13 protein-coding genes and 1 pseudogene are annotated in these 17,076 nt (G+C 66.1%); 4 read left to right on the forward strand and 10 right to left on the reverse strand.

Annotated elements, in window-relative coordinates:
- The 3 genes from BN423_RS10675 to BN423_RS02975 all read right to left on the reverse strand — a co-directional run.
- Positions 1–766: CpsD/CapB family tyrosine-protein kinase (locus tag BN423_RS10675; RefSeq protein ID WP_019238780.1), on the reverse strand; the 766-nt coding region annotated here is incomplete at its 3' end.
- Positions 767–1,426 (reverse strand): YveK family protein, encoded by a 660-nt coding sequence (locus tag BN423_RS02970; RefSeq protein WP_019238781.1) that lies wholly within the window; start codon positions 1,424–1,426, stop codon positions 767–769.
- A 30-nt stretch (positions 1,427–1,456) separates the two neighbouring features.
- Positions 1,457–2,689 (reverse strand): LCP family protein, encoded by a 1,233-nt coding sequence (locus BN423_RS02975; protein WP_019247110.1) that lies wholly within the window; start codon positions 2,687–2,689, stop codon positions 1,457–1,459.
- A 349-nt stretch (positions 2,690–3,038) separates the two neighbouring features.
- On the opposite strand from BN423_RS02975, the pseudogene BN423_RS02985 reads away from it, so the two are divergent.
- The 3 genes and pseudogenes from BN423_RS02985 to BN423_RS02995 all read left to right on the forward strand — a co-directional run bounded on the left by BN423_RS02985 (position 3,039) and on the right by BN423_RS02995 (position 6,035).
- A pseudogene (locus BN423_RS02985) lies at positions 3,039–4,940 on the forward strand (fructose-1,6-bisphosphatase).
- A gap of 141 nt (positions 4,941–5,081) precedes the next feature.
- Entirely contained in the window at positions 5,082–5,474 is a 393-nt protein-coding gene (locus BN423_RS02990; protein ID WP_019238786.1) for a GtrA family protein, read from the forward strand.
- Positions 5,475–5,630: 156 nt separating this feature from the next.
- On the forward strand, positions 5,631–6,035 hold the full coding sequence (locus BN423_RS02995) for a GtrA family protein (RefSeq protein WP_019238787.1): 405 nt from the start codon (positions 5,631–5,633) through the stop codon (positions 6,033–6,035).
- A gap of 297 nt (positions 6,036–6,332) precedes the next feature.
- On the opposite strand, the gene BN423_RS03000 is transcribed toward BN423_RS02995, so the two are convergent.
- Together BN423_RS03000 and BN423_RS03005 are read right to left on the reverse strand one after the other, a co-directional pair.
- Entirely contained in the window at positions 6,333–7,049 is a 717-nt protein-coding gene (locus tag BN423_RS03000) for a DUF4430 domain-containing protein (protein ID WP_019238788.1), read from the reverse strand.
- Positions 7,049–9,973, reverse strand: a complete 2,925-nt coding sequence (locus BN423_RS03005; RefSeq protein WP_232385480.1) for an InlB B-repeat-containing protein — start codon at positions 9,971–9,973, stop codon at positions 7,049–7,051. The genes BN423_RS03000 and BN423_RS03005 overlap by 1 nt, the downstream gene beginning before the upstream one ends.
- Positions 9,974–10,474: 501 nt before the next feature.
- Between BN423_RS03005 and BN423_RS03010 the strand changes: the two genes are divergently transcribed.
- Complete coding sequence (locus BN423_RS03010) at positions 10,475–11,599, forward strand: coiled-coil domain-containing protein (RefSeq protein ID WP_232385481.1); 1,125 nt, start codon at positions 10,475–10,477, stop codon at positions 11,597–11,599.
- Between the two features lie 213 nt (positions 11,600–11,812).
- Here the strand turns inward: BN423_RS03010 and BN423_RS03015 are convergent, their stop codons facing one another.
- From BN423_RS03015 to BN423_RS03035, 5 genes are all read right to left on the reverse strand, one after another.
- Complete coding sequence (locus BN423_RS03015; protein ID WP_019238791.1) at positions 11,813–13,339, reverse strand: zinc ribbon domain-containing protein; 1,527 nt, start codon at positions 13,337–13,339, stop codon at positions 11,813–11,815.
- Positions 13,340–13,500: 161 nt separating this feature from the next.
- Entirely contained in the window at positions 13,501–14,472 is a 972-nt protein-coding gene (locus BN423_RS03020; protein ID WP_019238792.1) for an acyl-CoA dehydratase activase, read from the reverse strand.
- The gene (locus BN423_RS03025; protein ID WP_019238793.1) at positions 14,469–15,683 is read right to left on the reverse strand and encodes a hypothetical protein; all 1,215 of its coding nucleotides are present in this window, start codon (positions 15,681–15,683) and stop codon (positions 14,469–14,471) included. Before BN423_RS03025 ends, BN423_RS03020 begins: the two co-directional genes overlap by 4 nt.
- Positions 15,676–16,677 carry an acyl-CoA dehydratase activase-related protein gene (locus BN423_RS03030; RefSeq protein WP_222859243.1) on the reverse strand — a complete coding sequence of 334 codons (1,002 nt, stop codon included), beginning with the start codon at positions 16,675–16,677 and terminating at the stop codon, positions 15,676–15,678. The genes BN423_RS03025 and BN423_RS03030 overlap by 8 nt, the downstream gene beginning before the upstream one ends.
- A gap of 93 nt (positions 16,678–16,770) precedes the next feature.
- On the reverse strand, positions 16,771–17,076 hold a 306-nt coding region (locus BN423_RS03035; RefSeq protein ID WP_026088991.1), incomplete at its 5' end, for a hypothetical protein.

A 17,076-nucleotide genomic window follows, 5' to 3' on the forward strand; every position in this document is an offset into this window, starting at 1 on the left:
CTGCCGGGGTCGCGCCCGCGGCGCCCGCTGCGCTCCCACCGCGCTGCGGCGGCAGCGAGGGACCGTCCTCGGTGTGCCCCTTGCTCTTGCGCACGCGCTTGCCGTCCTTGTTGTAGTAGGCGTAGTAGTACTCGCTCGACTCCGCCTCGACCATGTTCATGACGACGCCGATCACGTTCGCGTCGGCCTTCTTGAGCTGCTCGTAGGCGCCGAGCACCTCGGCGCGCTTGGCGAAGCGCTCGCGCACGACGAGCACGGTGGCGTCCACGATGGCCGCGATCACCGCGGCGTCGACGAACGTGCCGATGGGCGGTGTGTCGAACACGATGTAGTCGTAGTCGGCCGTCACGGTGCCCACGAGGTGCAGGAAGCGCTTGCTCGCGAGCAGGTCGGCCGGGTTGGGGATGTGCGGCTCGCAATCGAGGAATGAGAGGTTCGCGTGCTGCGTGCGCACGACCGCGTCGGCGAGCTCCACCTGGCCGGAGAGCACGGCGTAGATGCCGTAGCGGGCGCGCACGCCGATCATATCGGCCAGCGAACGGCGGCGCATGTCGCACTCGATGAGCAGCGTGCGGTTGCCGCCGGAGGCCATGGCCTGCGCGAGCTGGTAGGCGACGGTGGACTTGCCCTCGTTGGGGACGGAGGACGTGAGCACGATGGACTTCACCGGCTTGTCCACGCTCGCGAAGCGGACGTTCGCAAGCAGGGTCTTCGCGGCGTTCTGCACCACGGCGGCGTCCGAGCCGCCTTTCTTCTTGCCGAACATCTACTTCACCTTCTTCATCTCGGGGATGCGCCCGATCACCGGCACGCCCAGGAGCTCCTCGACCTGCTCGGCGGTGCGCACGCGCGTGTCGACGAGGTCGAGCACCACGACGATCGCCACGGCCAAAAAGAGCCCCGCCATGAAGGCGACGGCGATGTAGAGCGGGCGGTTGGGGCCGCTCGGCGCTTGGGGCACGGGCGCCTCATCGATGACGTTCACGCTCTGGACGTTCATGACCTCGCGCGCCACCTGCGAGACGTTCTTGGCGAGCGCGTTCGCCACGTTGGCCGCGCCGCGCGCGTCGCCGCCGGTCACCGACAGCGTGATCACGCGCGTGGTGGACTCGCTCGACACGGTGATGTCGTATGCATCGAGGTTCGGGAGGCCCAGGTCGTCCGCCGCGTCCGACATCACGCGGTCGCTCTTCAGAAGCTGCGCCACGTCATTCGTGAGCATCTGGCTCGCGGAGAGGTCGCTCGAGAGCGCGCCGCTCGACTCGCCCTCGCTCGACGCGAGCACGTACATGTCCGTCTGCGCGGTGTAGGTGTTGCGCATGACGAGCACGCTCGCGAGCGCCATGGCCACCGCGCACGCAATGGGCAGGAGCACCACGATCTTGAGGTGCTTGCGCAGCAGTTGCAGGAGTTCCAGAAGAGTCATCGAATGCCTTTCACTTCACGAGAGCGTGTCCTACGATGCGGCCGCGACGTCGTCGGTCGTCATCGCGTTCTCCGCGAGCCCTTGGTAGTCGCGGGGCGCGGGCGAGTTGGAAGCCGCGCCGAGCTCGGTATCCGCCTGCTGCGCCTCGGGAATCTCGGCGGTCTCGCTGTTGGGGTCGAGGCCGGCGTCCGTGAGCTGCATCATGCGGCGCCATTCGTCGAACATCGTGCCCACGTAGCTCACGCCGTCCTGATAGAGCGTGTAGCTGGGGCAGATGGCGGAGTACATGGTGAGGTCCTTGCCCACGAACTGCTGGGCGAGCTCCACGAGCTGGACGGCGGAGAGGTCCGTGGTGATGCAGCCCGCGAGCTTGGAGATGAGGCCGGGGAGCTCGATGGGCGAGCTCGCGAGCACCTGGCGCACGATGGCCTCGACGAGGATGCGCTGCGCCTGGGCGCGGCCGAAGTCGCCGCCCGAGACGTGGTAGCGGTCGCGCGCGAACGCGAGGGCCTCGTCGCCCGTGAGGAGCTGCTCGCCGGCTTCGAAGCTGTAGCCGCCGGTGGAGAACGATTCGGGGACATCGACCCACACGCCGCCGAGCATGTCGACGACCTCGACGAGGCCCTCGAAGTCGATGCTCACGTAATGGGTGATGTCCACGCCCGCGAACTGCGAGACGCAGCGCACGGCACCGCCCGCGCCGGAGAACGCGTAGGAGGCGTTGATCTTCTGCGTCTCGCCGTTGATGGTGACCATGGTGTCGCGCGGGATGGAGATGAGGGTCACGGTGCCCGTCTTGGGGTCGATGCGCGCGAGCATGATGACGTCACTGCGGCTCACCTCATCGCCCGGGCGCGCGTCGCGGCCGAGGATGAGCGTGTAGAATGCATCGCTGTCGCTGCTCGTGTCCACGAGGCTGTCCTCGAGGTCCTGGCGCTCCTGCTCGTCATCGACCTGCATCGAGGAGCTGAGGCCGCCGAACCACACGGCGAAGATCGCCACGAAGACGAGGGCGAGCGCGAGCAGGCTGCCGCAGCCGATGCCGAGCATCTTGAGCGCGGGATGGCGGCGCTTCTTGACGCGGCGCAGGGGCTCGTCCTGCTGGGCGGGCGCGACGGGCTTGGGCGCCGTGCGCGCGGCGGTGTCGCGGGGCGCCTCCTTGCTCGAGGCGCCCGCGGATTCACGTGTATCGGTTGTTACAGCAGCTTGCTTGAAATGCCTGCCGGAATCTGAAGGCGGCTGTCCTTGCCGCTCCTCAGCCACGGGAATGCGACGATTGCCCCCCCCCAAATGACATTCTTCATGTCATCGTGCCTGGGTTCGCTCATCGTCTTCCCTCCCTTCGGCTATGGCTCGCAATCGTTCCGGTACCGGAAGCCTTCGCGCTCGCGGCGCGCTCCCGGAACATACGACGTTCATTGTACTCGACAGCTGCGCGCTTTGCCACCCTGCGGTGCCCCCTGCATTCTCACCGTTCCTCCACGTTTCACGCGATGCCTCCTGCCGCACGGCGCACAACGGACGCAAAACGGATAATCTTATATATGTGTGCGTGACCCGTCGATGCCGGGCGGCGCGCCGGGCATCCAGACCACACGAAGGAGGCCACCCCATGCACGAGCGCCTCGAGCGATCGATGAAGTACCTCGCGCTGCTCTCGCAGCAGTTTCCCACGCAGCAGGCGGTGTTCACCGAGATCATCAACCTGCAGGCCATCCTCAACCTGCCGAAGGGCACCGAGCACTTCATGAGCGACCTCCACGGCGAGTACGAGGCGTTCATGCACATCCTGAACAACTGCTCCGGCGTGGTGCGCGAGCATGTGGACGAGGTGTTCGAGGACACGCTCACCGAGGCCGAGAAGGCCGACCTCTGCACGCTCATCTACTACCCGCACGAGAAGCTCGCCCTCGTGCGCGCCGCCCGCCAGGACTCCCCCACCTGGACGAAGCAGACGCTCAGCCGGCTCATCGCCGTCACACGCCGCCTCTCGAGCCGCTACACCCGCTCGAAGGTGCGCAAGGCCATCCCGCACGATTTCGCCTACATCATCGACGAGCTGCTGCACACGCACCCGGACGAGAACAATTAGCGCGTGCGCTACCACGAGCGCATCCTCGACTCCATCCTGGAGACGGGCTCCACCGAGGACTTCATCTCCTCGCTCGCCGAGCTCATCAAGGTGCTCGCCGTGGACCACATCCACCTCGTGGGCGACATCTTCGACCGCGGCGGCGGGGCGGCGAAGATCATCGACCGCCTCATGGCCTGCAAGCACCAGCGCACCGACATCCAGTGGGGCAACCACGACCTGCTGTGGATGGGCGCGGCGGCCGGCGAGGAGGCGTGCGTGGTCTCGGTGCTGCGCAACAACCTGCGCTACGGGAACTACGAGATCCTCGAGAACGACTACGGCATCTCGCTGCGCGGGCTCGTGGCGTTCGCGGACCGCACCTACCGGGCGGGCGAGCGCTTGAGCCCGCTCATGAAGGCCGTGAACGTCCTGCTCTTCAAGCTCGAGGGGCAGATCATCCAGCGGCACCCCGAGTTCGACATGGAAGATCGGCTGCTCCTGGGCAAGATCGACCGGGAGGCCGGCACGGTGGAGATCGACGGCGTCACCTGGCCGCTCGTGACGCGCGACTTCCCCACGCTCGACCCCGAGCACCCCTACGAGCTCACGCCCGAGGAGCGGCGCATCGTCGAGAAGCTCGTCGCGGAGTTCCAGGGCTCCGACCACCTGCGCCGCCACGTGGACTTCCTCTACCGCAACGGCTCCATGTACCTCAGGCGCAACGGCAACCTGCTCTTCCACGGCTGCGTGCCCATGAACGAGGACGGCACATTCGCGAGCATGAACTGCGAGGGCACCTGGAGGAACGGCAGGGATTACCTCGACTTCTGCGACGGCATCGCGCGGCGCGCCTGGCGCGACGGCGACCGCGAGGCGCTCGACTGGCTGTGGTACCTGTGGATCGGCTTCCGCTCGCCCGCGTCCGGCCGCCACGTGAAGACCTTCGAGCGCTCCTACATCGAGGACACCTCCACCTGGAAGGAGCCCATGGACCCCTACTTCACGCTCACGCACGAGGTGAGCGCCTGCGACGCGGTGATGCGCGAGTTCGACATCGCGCCGGAGACGGGCCACATCATCAACGGCCACACCCCCGTGAAGACGGCGAGCGGCGAGAAGCCCATCCGCGCCGACGGCAAGCTGCTCGTCATCGACGGCGGGTTCTGCAGCGCCTACCATCCGAAGACGGGCATCGCGGGCTACACGCTCATCTCGAGCTCGCGCGGCATGCGCCTCAAGGCGCACGAGGCGTTCAAGAGCGTCGAGGAGGCGCTCGTGCACAACGCCGACATCAAGAGCGAGACCGACCATTTCGCGCAGGCCACCCACCGCATCATGGTGAGCGACACCGACACGGGCGAGGAGATCCGCGAGCAGATCGGCGACCTGCGGCTCCTGCTCGACGCCTACCGCACCGGCGCCCTCCCCGAGCGCGCCTGATGCATCAAAAAGGGACGGGTTTAAAACGTTACTTTTTGCCATAAAAAGGGACGGGTTCAAAACGTTACTTTTCTCACGTTTTGAACCCGTCCCTTTTTGACCTACAATCTCTCACTCGGGACTTTCTGGCAAAGGAGCAGCATGCGCCACCTTATCGAGCAGATCATGAAATTCGGCATCGTCGGCATCATCGCCACGATCATCGACTTCGGCGTGCTCATCTTCCTGACCGAGGTCTTCGGCTTGAATCCCGTCGTCTCGGCGACGATCTCGTTCATCGTGTCGCTCATCTTCAACTACGTGGCGAGCATGCGCTACGTGTTCCGCCACCGCGAGGGCATGAGCCGCGAGCGCGAGTTCGCGATCTTCGTCGTGCTCTCGGTGATCGGCCTCGGCATCAACGACGGCCTCATGTGGCTCGGCACGAACTTCGCGGGCCTCGACTACCGGCTCGTCAAGGTGGGCGCCACCGCCATCGTCATGGTGTGGAACTTCGTGACGCGCAAGATCTTCCTGGAGGAGAAGGGCGCCTAGCGAAACGTGCAGATTTAGCGCTGCTTTTCTGAGCACTTGATAAAAATGTTCCCGCGAGCTTACAAACCGCTGACGTTACGGCTATAGTCGAAGACCCAAGCGGGCTGCCTGCGCCATGCAGACGCGCCCGTTACCCGAGACGTTTGGAGTGGTTCGGTGCGCAGCGCGCTCACAAAGCCGGCGGTTCAGCAGTTCAGCAAATTCGCCGTGGTGGGGATTGTCTCCTTCGCGGTGGACTGGGCACTGCTCGTTGCCCTCACCGAGCTCCTGCACGTGGATTACCTCGTGAGCACCTCGATCTCGTTCATCGTGTCCGTGGCGCTCAACTACGCGCTCAGCATGAAGTACGTCTTCACGCATCGCGACGACATGAGCCGCAAGCGCGAGTTCACCATCTTCGCGATTCTCTCCGCGATCGGCCTCGGGCTCACCGACGTGCTCATGTTCGTGGGCGTCACCGTGCTGAACATCGCCTACCAGCTCACGAAGGTGCTCGCGACCTTCTGCGTGACGTGGTACAACTTCTTCACGCGCAAGAAGTTCCTCTCCACCACCGAATAGCCCGCGCGGCGACGCGCCCGCACACCCTTTTACGCGCAAAGCGGCGTCGAGAACACCTCGGCGCCGCTTTTGATTTCTCAAAGTGAGCGAAACGAACGGTTTATAGGCACCCCTCGAAGTAGCAAGGGGTTGCGCGCCAACGAAGCCCCAGGTAGCGAGGTTACCCCTTCGCCGGCTACTTGGCCACCCCCGTATAAAACGCTCGTTTCGCTCGCTTTGTGTTTTGGAGGGGGCACAGGAGGGGCGTTAGGCGCGGCGGCGCGCCCAGATGGGCTTCCGAGCGCGCCGCGAGGTCCCCTATTCCGAGACCGAGTACACCCAGCGCACCACGTCGCCGTCGGAGAGCACGTAGTTGCTCGCGCTCGTCGCCGGCTGCGCGCCGTTCACCCGGTAGATCCAGCCGCTCGTGGCGCCGTGCTCCTTCTCGGCGAGGCCACCGATGGACATGACGTAGACGCCGGACTGCGACGTGCTCGCGTTCACGGAGACCCCGAGCGCGCACAGGGCATCGTAGGCGGTCGCGCCGCGATCGAAGGTGTACGTGCCGCTCGCCGAGACAGGGCTCCCCACCTGGGACGAGTCGATGCTTACGGAGATAGTTACCGTCTGCGAGCTCTCCTCGCCGCCCGCAGCGCCCGGGTTCGATGCGCTCGCGCCACCCTGGGAATTGGACGAGTTCCCGCCGGACGCAGCGCCCTGGCTGGACGCGCCGCCCTGCTGCGAGCTCGCAGAGGACGTATCCTGCGCGGATGCACCGTCCGTCTGCTGGGCAGCGGCGCTATCGCTCTTGGGCGCATCGGCTGCGCCAGCGTCCGTCGCGGGCTCCTCAGCCGTGGTGGCGGCGGACGAAGACCCCGCAGCCTGAGCCGATTCCTCCGTGGTCTGGAAGAGCCAGGCGACCGACCAGCCGCCGTCCGCACCGGGACGCACGAAGCCCAGGCACACGACCACGAGAATAAGGCATACCGCGATGCCCACGCCGGCGATAATGGCGCGGCGACGTCCCCCGTTCATCAGCGACCTCCCTGACGCTTGCCGAGGCCCAGGAAGAGCCCGATCGCGGCGATTCCCGCGATGCCCGCGACCACGCCGGCAATCGCCCAGGGGTTCATCGAGGACTCCACGGGAGCCGCGAGCATGCGTGTCGCGACCGCTCCGCCCGCATCGTCGGCCGAAATCGCGATGGCCTCCGCCCCAGCGGCGTCAGCGGCAGCCTCTTCGCTGGCGCCGAGCGGCGTCGCGGCGGGAGCGACCGTGCCCACCGGGGTCATCAGGCTGGCACCGGGGGTGCCAGCGGGCGTGCCGCCCGCTGACGAGACCTTTCGCCAGCCAGCATGGAGCGTCATGCTCTCCGATACCGGCGTGGAGAAATCCCAGGCATGCGTACAGGCGGAATCGGTGAACCATCCGGTAAACACGTACCCAGGCCTTGTCGGCTTCTCAGGCTGCTGCACAAGCCCTCCGACCGGCACATAGACGGGAGCAACCTCGCTGCCGCCATGGGTATCGAACGATACGCTAACCTGGGCACGGCCGGAAAGCTTGAACAGCACGCCGGAGTCATTGAAGTAGTAAAGCGCGCCCTCGGGGTCGCAGATGACCGAAGCGATGCAGTACTGCTGCTCATCTGCATCGGGCACGTAGAGCTCGCGCGCCGCCGCATCGCCCACGCGATAGACGTACACGCCGCCCGGCAGGGCGTTGCAGGTGAAGTAGACGTAGGTGCCGTCCGCCTGCGTCGAGACCAACGGCGAGCTCTGCGCCGCGCCCTTCCCGCCGCGCACCGTGCGATCGACCGCGAGCGAATCCCCATCGATTACGGACAACGTGCCGTAGCCCTGGGCATCTACGCCGCAGACGAACACCTTGCCACCCGCGACCGCGGGCGTGGACGTGGAGGCCGCGGCGAATGAAACCGAACCCGCGAGCGCGAGCACATCGCCCGAGCGAACGACCTTATGCAGCGAGCCATCGCGCGCGACCGCGAAAAACGCATTCGGATCGGACTCGGAGACGACGATTCCCGCACGGCATGAAGCACCGATGGAGACTTGGGAGAGAACACCCCCCGTCTCGCCATCGATAAGCGACACGCGCCCGGCATCGTCGCCGATCACGATGTCATCACCCGATGCCACGGCACCTGCCCAGTAGTACCCCTCGAGTGTTCCCGTATCGGCGCTCTGCGCGGAGCGCTCCCACTTGACGGATCCGTCCGCCACGGAAACGCACACCAGCGCACCCGCGGTGCTGGGATTATCGTTCGAGCCGGGCACTCCGAACGCCGCATACACATAGCCATTGGATACCGTAAGCGTCGACGTAGCTTGGTAGGACGAGTCATCGAAGAGCCGCTGCGACTTCCAGACCGCCGTCAGCGTATCCGCCGTGAACGCCGTGAGCGTACCGTCATCGGCGGGCACGATGATGAGGCCATCCGCGTAGACGGGACGGCAGAAATACGCGATGGGAGCACCCACCTCGACCGATACAAGCAACGCTCCCGTTGCGCCATCGACCTTGCGAAGCGTACTGCCCACCACGAGGTACACGTCGCCGTTAACGATGATGGGGGCAGGTTCGCCCTCGTTGGCGCCGAAATCGTACGTCCAATCGAGACCCGCAGCCTCGGTCGGTGTCGGGGCGATCGTCACCGCGCCCGATGCGGTGCCGGATGCGAAGGGCCAAGAGGAGTCGTAGTCGGGACGCGGCGCATCGGGGGTGAGCTCGGTGTCTTCGCCATCATCGATTTCCGGAACCTTGTTGAAGGCGCCGTAATACATGGTAAGCGTACTTCCCGGGTTCAGAGATAGATACTCAATCCATACATCCGCCCCCTCACCGTCGACCGCGAAGTACCTTGCGTCGCCGTCTACGAGCCAGGTGTTATCGTCAACGGCGCCGGAGACGAGCGGCTCTCCGCCGGGTGCAGTGATGCTAAAGATTCGATGCATGGAATCGTCATCTGGGGCAGCCTCGAATTCGTGCGCGAGCCCGAGCTCATCAAGAGCGGCATTGATGACATCGAGCGTAGCGGAGGAATCGTTGATCGGGATATCGACCGTTCCCCAATCCTGCGGATCGCCCGCGGCATCACGACCGATCACGTTGATGGCAACGCTGCCCTGGCCAGGATCCTCTGCGGGCAGTTCGTCGCCATATGCAGAGTAATAGAGCGCAATGGAATCGCCGGGCTCAAGCTCGATACTACCTGCGCCCGTCTCCGCAGCCGTGCCGTTCTGGAACAGCTGCCAATACCTCCCCGTCTCCGCATCCCAGCCAAGCACGCTTCCGTCCGGCGAGGTGATGGTCGAAAGATAGTAGTCGCTTGTACCCTGGCCCGTCGCTTCGTGGGCGAGACCTTCCTCATCGAGTATCCGCTCGATAAGATCGGCTGCCGTAGAGCCCTCTTCGACCGTATAGGAAGCTTCAGGAACCCACACCTGCGTGTTCCCGGCGGCATCGGCTCCGATGATGGTTGCGGTGACCTCGATCTCGTCCGCGGCCACATCGACTTGATCGGACGATGCTTGCGGAGACGACGGGGAACCGACTTGTCCGGCTCCGCTATCCTGGCTGCCGTCCTCACTTACCATAGATGCCGAAGCGTCGGACACTTCCTCCGTCTCAGGCTCAGAGGATACTTGGTCGCCCTCGATGGATGGCTCGCTCAATTCGACTTGCTCGTCGTTCGCTTCCTCCTCGACGGCCGCCGCCCCGCTCGCCGCGGCGGCCTCCCCTGCCCAGGCTTGCGCGGGCACCAGGCTGAACGCGAGCAGCGCGCTGAGCGATGCCGCGAGCGCGCGGCGCGCGAGACCGGCCACATGGGAGCCGCGCGCGCCACCAGCGAACACGCCGCCCCGCGCCCCCGCCTCGTTCACCAATACATCTGTTCCATTCGGATTGCGGCGCATTGCGCGCCGCGTGCATCCAGCCATGCCGGATTCCTTTCCCCCAGGGCCTGGCACCTGCTCCGTTCGCGGTGCATACGATGTGAGGCGATCCGGCTTATCGCTGCTGTGCCGACGCGTCGCCGCCCGATCTACGGCGCGCTTCCCGCGGCACGCGAATCACGGTTACTGGTATAGCCGAGGCTTCGCACCCCGTTCCCCTGGACGGCCGAGGCCGCCCGTGCGTCTCCGCACCAACATCGAGGCCAATGATTGCGTGAGGCCTATGCTATCACAGCCGACCACCGCGAGCTGCGCGTCCGCCGCCACGCGACAGGCTGTACACGGGTGCCTCGCGAAACCCTCAAGCCTTAACCTTAAAGGTGAAGTTTAAACTCCATCGTTTCTTAACGATTCATTGAACGCGCAGGTCGCGCCCTATCCTAAACCTTCAACTTGAGCCTTAAACTTTAATCAGGGGGTTATTAATTCTTCGACCATACTATAATCGTTCTCGCGTTTCAGGCAACCAGATTGTCGAGGACATCTATGCGTGACACACACCGCTCTATCGTTCGCGTGATCGCCCGCCGGCCCGCCCGTGCCCTCACGTGCGCGGCGCTCGCCGTGGCCTTCGCCGCGACCCCTGCGCTCTCCCCCGTCTCCGCCTACGCGGTCTCGGCCGAGACCCAGGCAGAGCTCGAGGCGGCCACCTCCCAGGTCGAGGACTCCGCCGCCGCCTATGACGAGGCCGCTTCTAAGCTCGAGGACCTGCAGAAGCAGATCGACGAGAACACCGCCGAGATCGAGCGTCTCGAGCAGGAGATTCCCGAGCAGCAGGCCGCTGCCAGCGCCGCGATGCGCGACATGTACAAGTATCGCCAGGGCTCCAACCCGCTCGTGAACATCATGGTGGGCTCCGAGAGCATGAGCGACTTCATCACCACCTGCGCCTACATGGACCAGATCCAGAGCTCCAACACCGAGGCCATCGAGTCGCTGAACGAGATGCAGGCCGAGCTCGAACAGCGCAAGACCGAGCTCGATGCCCAGAAGCAGCAGCTCGAGGAGGAGAAGCAGGCTGCCGCCGATGCACTCGCCGAGGCGCAGGCGCTCCGCTCCGCCGCGCAGGCGCAGGCCGAGGCCGAAGCCGCCGCCGAGCTTGCCGCCGCCGCGAACGACACGTCCGCCGGCGAGGGTTCCGGCGTGAGCGGCGACAACCCCTACAGCTCCGCCGACCAGGGCGGCCAGACCGCCTCGACCGTCGTGAACTCCGGTGCCGTGAACTGGAACATGTCGCGTGACGACTTCGTCAACGAGTGGACTGGCCGCATCGACGCGTACCTCGCGGGCTCCCCGCTCGCCGGCTACGGCCGCGCGTTCGCCGATGCCGCGTGGACCTACGGCGTCGACCCGCGCTGGTCGCCCGCGATCGCCTGCATCGAGAGCACCAAGGGCCTCTACTGCGCGAACACCTGCAATGCCTGGGGCTGGACGGCCGTGGGCGGCGGGTTCGTGAGCTTCGGCAGCTGGGAAGAGGGCATCTACGAGCACGTGAGCTACCTGCGCGACATGTACGGCACGACCCTCACGCCCGCCGCCGCCCAGCGCTACTGCCCGCCCACCTGGCAGGACTGGTACAACAAGGTCGGCAACGAGATGAACCGCATGTAGCCTCGCGAGTCATTGGGGACGGGTTCGATTGACTCAGCCCCCAGCACCATACTGATATCAAAAGCCCCGCCCCGCGCGGGGTTTTTCATATGCGCCGAAACCCACGCGACCCGGTGCCCCACCGCAACCGACGGGGCACTGGGTAGTGTCATACGCCGTTCATGCGCCTATGCAGCCGGCGGTCTCTGCAAGCGACCGCCCGCGCGGGACGCCCTAGAGGTACTCCTCGATGACCTCGCCGCTCTCGAGGTCGCGCGCCTGCGCCCGCGCGCCGCTGCTCGAGATGTCCTGGCCGTTCTCGAGCACGAGCAAGTGCCCGTTCACCACGGCGGCCGTCGGGTTGTAGTAGTCGATATCGGTCGCGAGCGTGGTCGCGTCGCCGCCCGAAAGCGGCACGGTCATGAGGTCCCAGCTCGTGATGTCATACTGTTCGACGGTGCCGTTCTCGAGGTAGACCGTGTCATCGGACACCGCGAGCATCCTGATCCATTCATCGGTCCGGCCCGCATACAGCGTCTCGTCCTCACCGGTCTCGGGATCGATGACCCTCACGTTCTGCGCGTTCGCCACCGTGTTGTAGAAGCAGCCCACGATCTTGCCGTTCGCGAGCGCAAGGTCGCTGACCGACTCGCCCTCGCCCATGAACACGCGCGAGGTGTCGCTGCCGTCCAGATTCGCCATGTAGATCGATGTGTAGTTCTGTGCGCTGGAGTTGTAGGTGTTCTGCACGTAGTAGATCTTCTCCGGCGTCACGATGACGCTGTCGTAGCTATCATCGAGCGTGCATTCCGTGCGCGGCTCCTCCTCGCCGCTGGCACCGATGCTCACAACGCGCATGGTGGAGATGTCGGCATCGTAGGAGCCCTCGTTCAACACGAGGTACGCGCGGCCGTCATAGGCGTAGAGTCCCCTCACCATGGTGTAGGCGCCGTCGTCGCTGCTCTGGTTGGTCAGGTCGAGCACCAAATGATCGCCCTTGCCGTCACCGCTGACGCAGCGGAGCTGTGTATACGGGCTCGTGTTGTTGAAACTCTGTGCGACGTAATAGACGAGGTCGCCATCGGCGGCGATACTCGTCACGTAGAACTTCGGCGCCTCGTACGTGAGCGTGGGGTCGTCAGGCACGACGAGCACGTCCTCGAGCTCGGAGCCCGGCTTCGCGCGCACGATCGCCTGGCGCGTGACGCAGTAGAAGTAATCCCAGCCGTCCGCGCTCGAGGCGAGGCCGTAGCTAAGGCTCGCGGCATTCGCCTGCTCGTCGACGTCGTTGCTATCGCCGCCGAAGATGGAGCCGAACACACCCGGCAGGACGAAGACCGCGAGGGCAATGACGGCCACCGCGACGACCGCGACGACCGCGAGCGCGACGGGCAGTTTGCTGCGCTTGCGCGGGGCATGCACGTCGCCCGGGGCGACCACGCGCGTACCCGTGGCGGCCGAGGACGAGGCCGCGGCCGCGGTGCTTCCCGCGCCCGAATCTGCGGACGGCGTGCCAGCCGCGGGCACCGCGCCGGAATCCGCGAGCACGTCTGAGGACGGCGCGTCGATTTCGGTTTGCACCTCGGTCGCGGAAGCCTCGGCCGCAGCCACGGCATCCGGGGTGGTCGCAGCCGCGCTCTCCTCGGCCGCATCCGCCGCCGGGGCCGGCTCCCGCACGACCGCCGCCGGCAGCTCCGCCCCGCAGAAGGAGCAGAACTTCGCACCGTCAACGTTCTTCTTACCGCATTTCGGACAGAACATGATGACCTCCCCACCCGAGGGCGCATGCGCGGAACTCTTTCGTCCATTGTAGCAAGCGCGGGCGGAGCCGGGTCATGCGCGCCGCGGGGTTACCACCCTGAAACTGATAAAAAGGTGTCTGACACCATTTTATCACCGCGCCTTCGCGGCGCGCCGGTGCATCAGGCGCGGGCGCGGGGCTTCGGGCGAATCGCGCCGCGGTCGCAGCGGTTCCCCCAGGAATCGATGAGGTCGGCGTCGCGGTACACGCACACGATCTCGCAGTGGTTCGCGCAGTGCCCGCACACCACCTCGCGCGTGCGGAACTCGAAGTCGTCGATATCGAAGCGGAACGGCTCGGAGCGCAGCACCGGGGCGTCGGCCGCGAGCAGCGCCGCACCGAAGCAGCCCATGAGGTGGCCGTCGGGGTCGACGAGCACCGGCATGCCGAGGGCGTCCTCGAACGCGCGCACCACGCCCACGTTCTTCGACACGCCGCCCTGGAACACCACGGGCGCCTCGATCTTCTTGCCTTTGCCCACGTTGTTCAGGTAGTTCGTCGCCACCGCGCGGCACAGCCCCGCGATGACGTCCTTCTTCTCGTAGCCCACCTGCAGCTTGTGCACGAGGTCGCTCTCGGCGAAGACCGTGCAGCGCGCGGCGATGTTCGCCGGCTTCTCGCTCGTGAGCGCGATCTCGCCGAACTCCTCGACCTCCACGCCCAGGCGGTGCGCCTGGCTCGAGAGGAACGACCCCGTGCCCGCGGCGCAGAGCGTGTTCATGGCGTAATCCACGGCGATGCCGTTCTCGATGCAGATGATCTTGGAGTCCTGGCCGCCGATCTCCAGGATGGTGCGCACGTCCGGGTGCAGGAAGGTCGTGCCCACCGCGTGCGCCGTGATCTCGTTCTTCACCACCTGCGCCTCGAGCATCGCGCCCACGAGGCGGCGCGCCGAGCCCGTGGTGCCGATGGACATCACCTGCACCTCATCCAGGTCGATCTGGCCGCGCAGGTCGTCCACCACGCGGCGGCACGCGCCCGCCGGGTCGCCCTCGGTCCACAGGTAGCTGCGGGCGATGATCTTCTTGTCCTCGTCGATCACCACGCCCTTCGTGGAGATGGAGCCGGTATCGATGCCGAGATATGCCTTCATGAGCGAACCTTTCTCATCGCGATCATGTCGTAGAACGCCTCGAGGCGCGTGTCCAGGCCGGCGTCCGAGGTCTGGGTGTCGAAGGTGAGGAAGAGCACCGGCACGCGGTAGTCGCGGGAGAGGCGCTGCAGCACGGGCATGACGTCGATCTCGGGCGTGCAGCCGGCCGACTTGATGTGGATGATGCCGTCGTAGCCCTCCTCCGCATAGCGCTTCGCCCACGCGATGTTGAACGTCGAGGTGGGCCCCATATCGTAGGAGCTGTACTCGGCGATGGCCGCGCGGGAGGCCTCGGCGTTGTAGTGCAGGTTGAAGCGGCTGATGGACATGCAGTTCGACACCTCCACGCCCAGGTCGAGCAGCTTGCGCTCCACGTCGAGGTTGCTCGTGGGGTCCTGCGCGGTGTAGTACTCGCCCACGATGCCCACGCGCACCGGGTGCTCCGGCTTGTCCAGGGGCAGCGCGTCGAAGGCGTCCATCGCCCGGCGGAACCCCGCCTCGATGTCCATGTTCGTCTGCGCGGCGTCCATGTCCGAGAGGAAGCTGCGGCGCACGCGGTCGAACGACCCGGGCTCGACCTCGAAGGCGGCGTTGGCGAGGTAGCGGTCGCGCACCGCGTCGATGTGCTCGACCATGCGGTAGGCGCCGTAGAGGCTCTTCACGCCGTGCGCGATGGAAAGGTCCGGGTTCACGACCTTCTTGCAGTACGCCACGTAGTCGCGGACCTTGCCCGTCGCGACGTCCGAGAAGTTCAGCATGCGGAAGTCCTCGTACCCCGCGTCGCGCAGGATCATCTCCGCAAGCTCGCCGTAGTAGTTGAGGCGACAGAAGCCCGTGACCTGCACGAGCACGTCCGCGCCCGCGTCGAGCGCCGCCACGTAGTCGCCCATGATGTGCTTGAACGGCGTGCACACGTAGTCCGCGCTCATCTCGGCGCCGCGCTCGATCGTGGCGCGCGTGGGCGTGGGCGTGGGCACGTAGTCCGCGTCGAGCACCTGCTCGGCGAAGTAACGGAACGCCGGCCCGTAGGAGCGGAAATGGAAGAACGCGACGCGGTGGCGCGAGTGGCGGTCGCGCTTGCGGTGCTTGCCGGTGAAGAACAGCGGCCGGGGCTCGCCGGGCTTGAGCGTGATGCGACCGCGCTCCTCGCGGGGCTCGCGGGCGCAGGGCTCGCCGGCGCTCTGCTCGGGTTCCGAGGCGATCTTACGCATTGAGGTACCCGCCCTTCTTCTGGTAGGAAAGGATGTCGACGAAGCTCTCCACGCGCGTCTCGACGCCGGCGGTGCCCGCCTGGGCGTCCACGGTGAGCGTGAGGATGGGCTTGCCCTTGATGCAGCGCTCGATGGCGTCGTCGGCCATGGAGTCCGGGCCGCACGGGTAGGCGCTCATGAGCACGATGCCGTCGATGTGCTCGTGCAGCATGAGGATCGAGCCGATGAGCTCGCGGTTCACGATCCACGGGATGGAATGCGAGAACTCGTAGCTGCGCTTGAGCGCGCGGGCGCGGTCCGTCTCGTCCGCGAAGAGCACGCACGCGCCCAGGTCGCGCAGGGCATCCTCCACCACGCCGCCCACAAAGGGGTCGTGGCTCACGTACGGGTGCGCCGCAACGAGGATGGTGAGCGGGCGCTCCGCGACGGGCAGCTTGCCCAGGCTCTTCACGAGCTTCTCCTGCTCGCGCGCCATGGCCTCGTCGTAGGAGCGCTGCGCCGCGCGGGCGGCCTTGTAGGCGCGGGCGGCCTCCTTGCGGCTCGCGCCGAAGCGGGCGGCGAGGCCCTTGAAGGCGGCCTCCTCCGTCTCGCCATGCAGCTCGTCGATGCGCAGCGAGATGATGCGCACGGGCCTCCCCGCCACCGCGAACGCGTTCGCCGCGAGGTCGGGCAGCGCCTGAAACTTCGTGCAGAACGTGTCGAAGCGGCCGTAGCCCATGAGGCTCGGCACGAAGACCGCGTCCACGCCGGCGTCGATGAGCGCGCTCACGTGCCCTAAGAAGAGCTTGGAGGCCAGGCAGCACTCGTCGACGGAGAGCCGGTCGCCCACCTCGAGCGTGCCGCGGTCGGACGGCTCGTCGAGCACGACCTCGCGCCCGAGCTGCTCGAAGAACGTGCGCCAGGCGATACCGTAGCGGTAGTACAAGAGGGCGCGCGGGATTCCGACGCGCCGCACATCGACAAGATCGGCTCGCTGGCCGAATTCTAATGACATAGACACCCCAATCGTCGATAGAGGAGTATTTTACGCACGCGCGCGGCGGGGTCAACCGGGGTGCGCAAAGAGCACGATTGCGAGCGGGCGCTATCACGCGGGGAACGCGATGCGGGCGACGACGATCGCGAGCACCGCAAATCCCAGGTAGATCGCGATGGCTTTCACATCCTGCCCGCGGGTTCGCCGCGCGAGCGCGGGGGCGAAGCGCTCGAACGGCCGGCGATCGAGCATGAGGTAGAGCGCGCCCAGGATGATCGGGTACGTCACGAGCCAGATGATGCAGTAGTTGTACCAGAACGGCTCTTGGGCAAGCGATCCATCGGGCTCGACCGTCGAGATGCAGGCCTGCCAGAAGAAGGCGACGGCAATGAGCGCGAGCGCGCCGTTTCGCAGCCA

It is taken from the genome of Enorma timonensis, from assembly GCF_000321165.1.
Taxonomy (GTDB): Bacteria; Actinomycetota; Coriobacteriia; order Coriobacteriales; family Coriobacteriaceae; genus Enorma.

What these genes read in the sequence shown, in the direction of transcription:
- BN423_RS03005 (WP_232385480.1), bottom strand. Translation starts at nt 9,973, where the DNA reads ATGGCTGGATGCACGCGGCGCGCAATGCGCCGCAATCCGAATGGAACA.
- BN423_RS03010 (WP_232385481.1), top strand. Translation starts at nt 10,475, where the DNA reads ATGCGTGACACACACCGCTCTATCGTTCGCGTGATCGCCCGCCGGCCC.
- BN423_RS03020 (WP_019238792.1), bottom strand. Translation starts at nt 14,472, where the DNA reads ATGAAGGCATATCTCGGCATCGATACCGGCTCCATCTCCACGAAGGGC.
- BN423_RS03025 (WP_019238793.1), bottom strand. Translation starts at nt 15,683, where the DNA reads ATGCGTAAGATCGCCTCGGAACCCGAGCAGAGCGCCGGCGAGCCCTGC.
- BN423_RS02990 (WP_019238786.1), top strand. Translation starts at nt 5,082, where the DNA reads ATGCGCCACCTTATCGAGCAGATCATGAAATTCGGCATCGTCGGCATC.
- BN423_RS03030 (WP_222859243.1), bottom strand. Translation starts at nt 16,677, where the DNA reads ATGTCATTAGAATTCGGCCAGCGAGCCGATCTTGTCGATGTGCGGCGC.
- BN423_RS03000 (WP_019238788.1), bottom strand. Translation starts at nt 7,049, where the DNA reads ATGAACGGGGGACGTCGCCGCGCCATTATCGCCGGCGTGGGCATCGCG.
- BN423_RS03015 (WP_019238791.1), bottom strand. Translation starts at nt 13,339, where the DNA reads ATGTTCTGTCCGAAATGCGGTAAGAAGAACGTTGACGGTGCGAAGTTC.
- BN423_RS02970 (WP_019238781.1), bottom strand. Translation starts at nt 1,426, where the DNA reads ATGACTCTTCTGGAACTCCTGCAACTGCTGCGCAAGCACCTCAAGATC.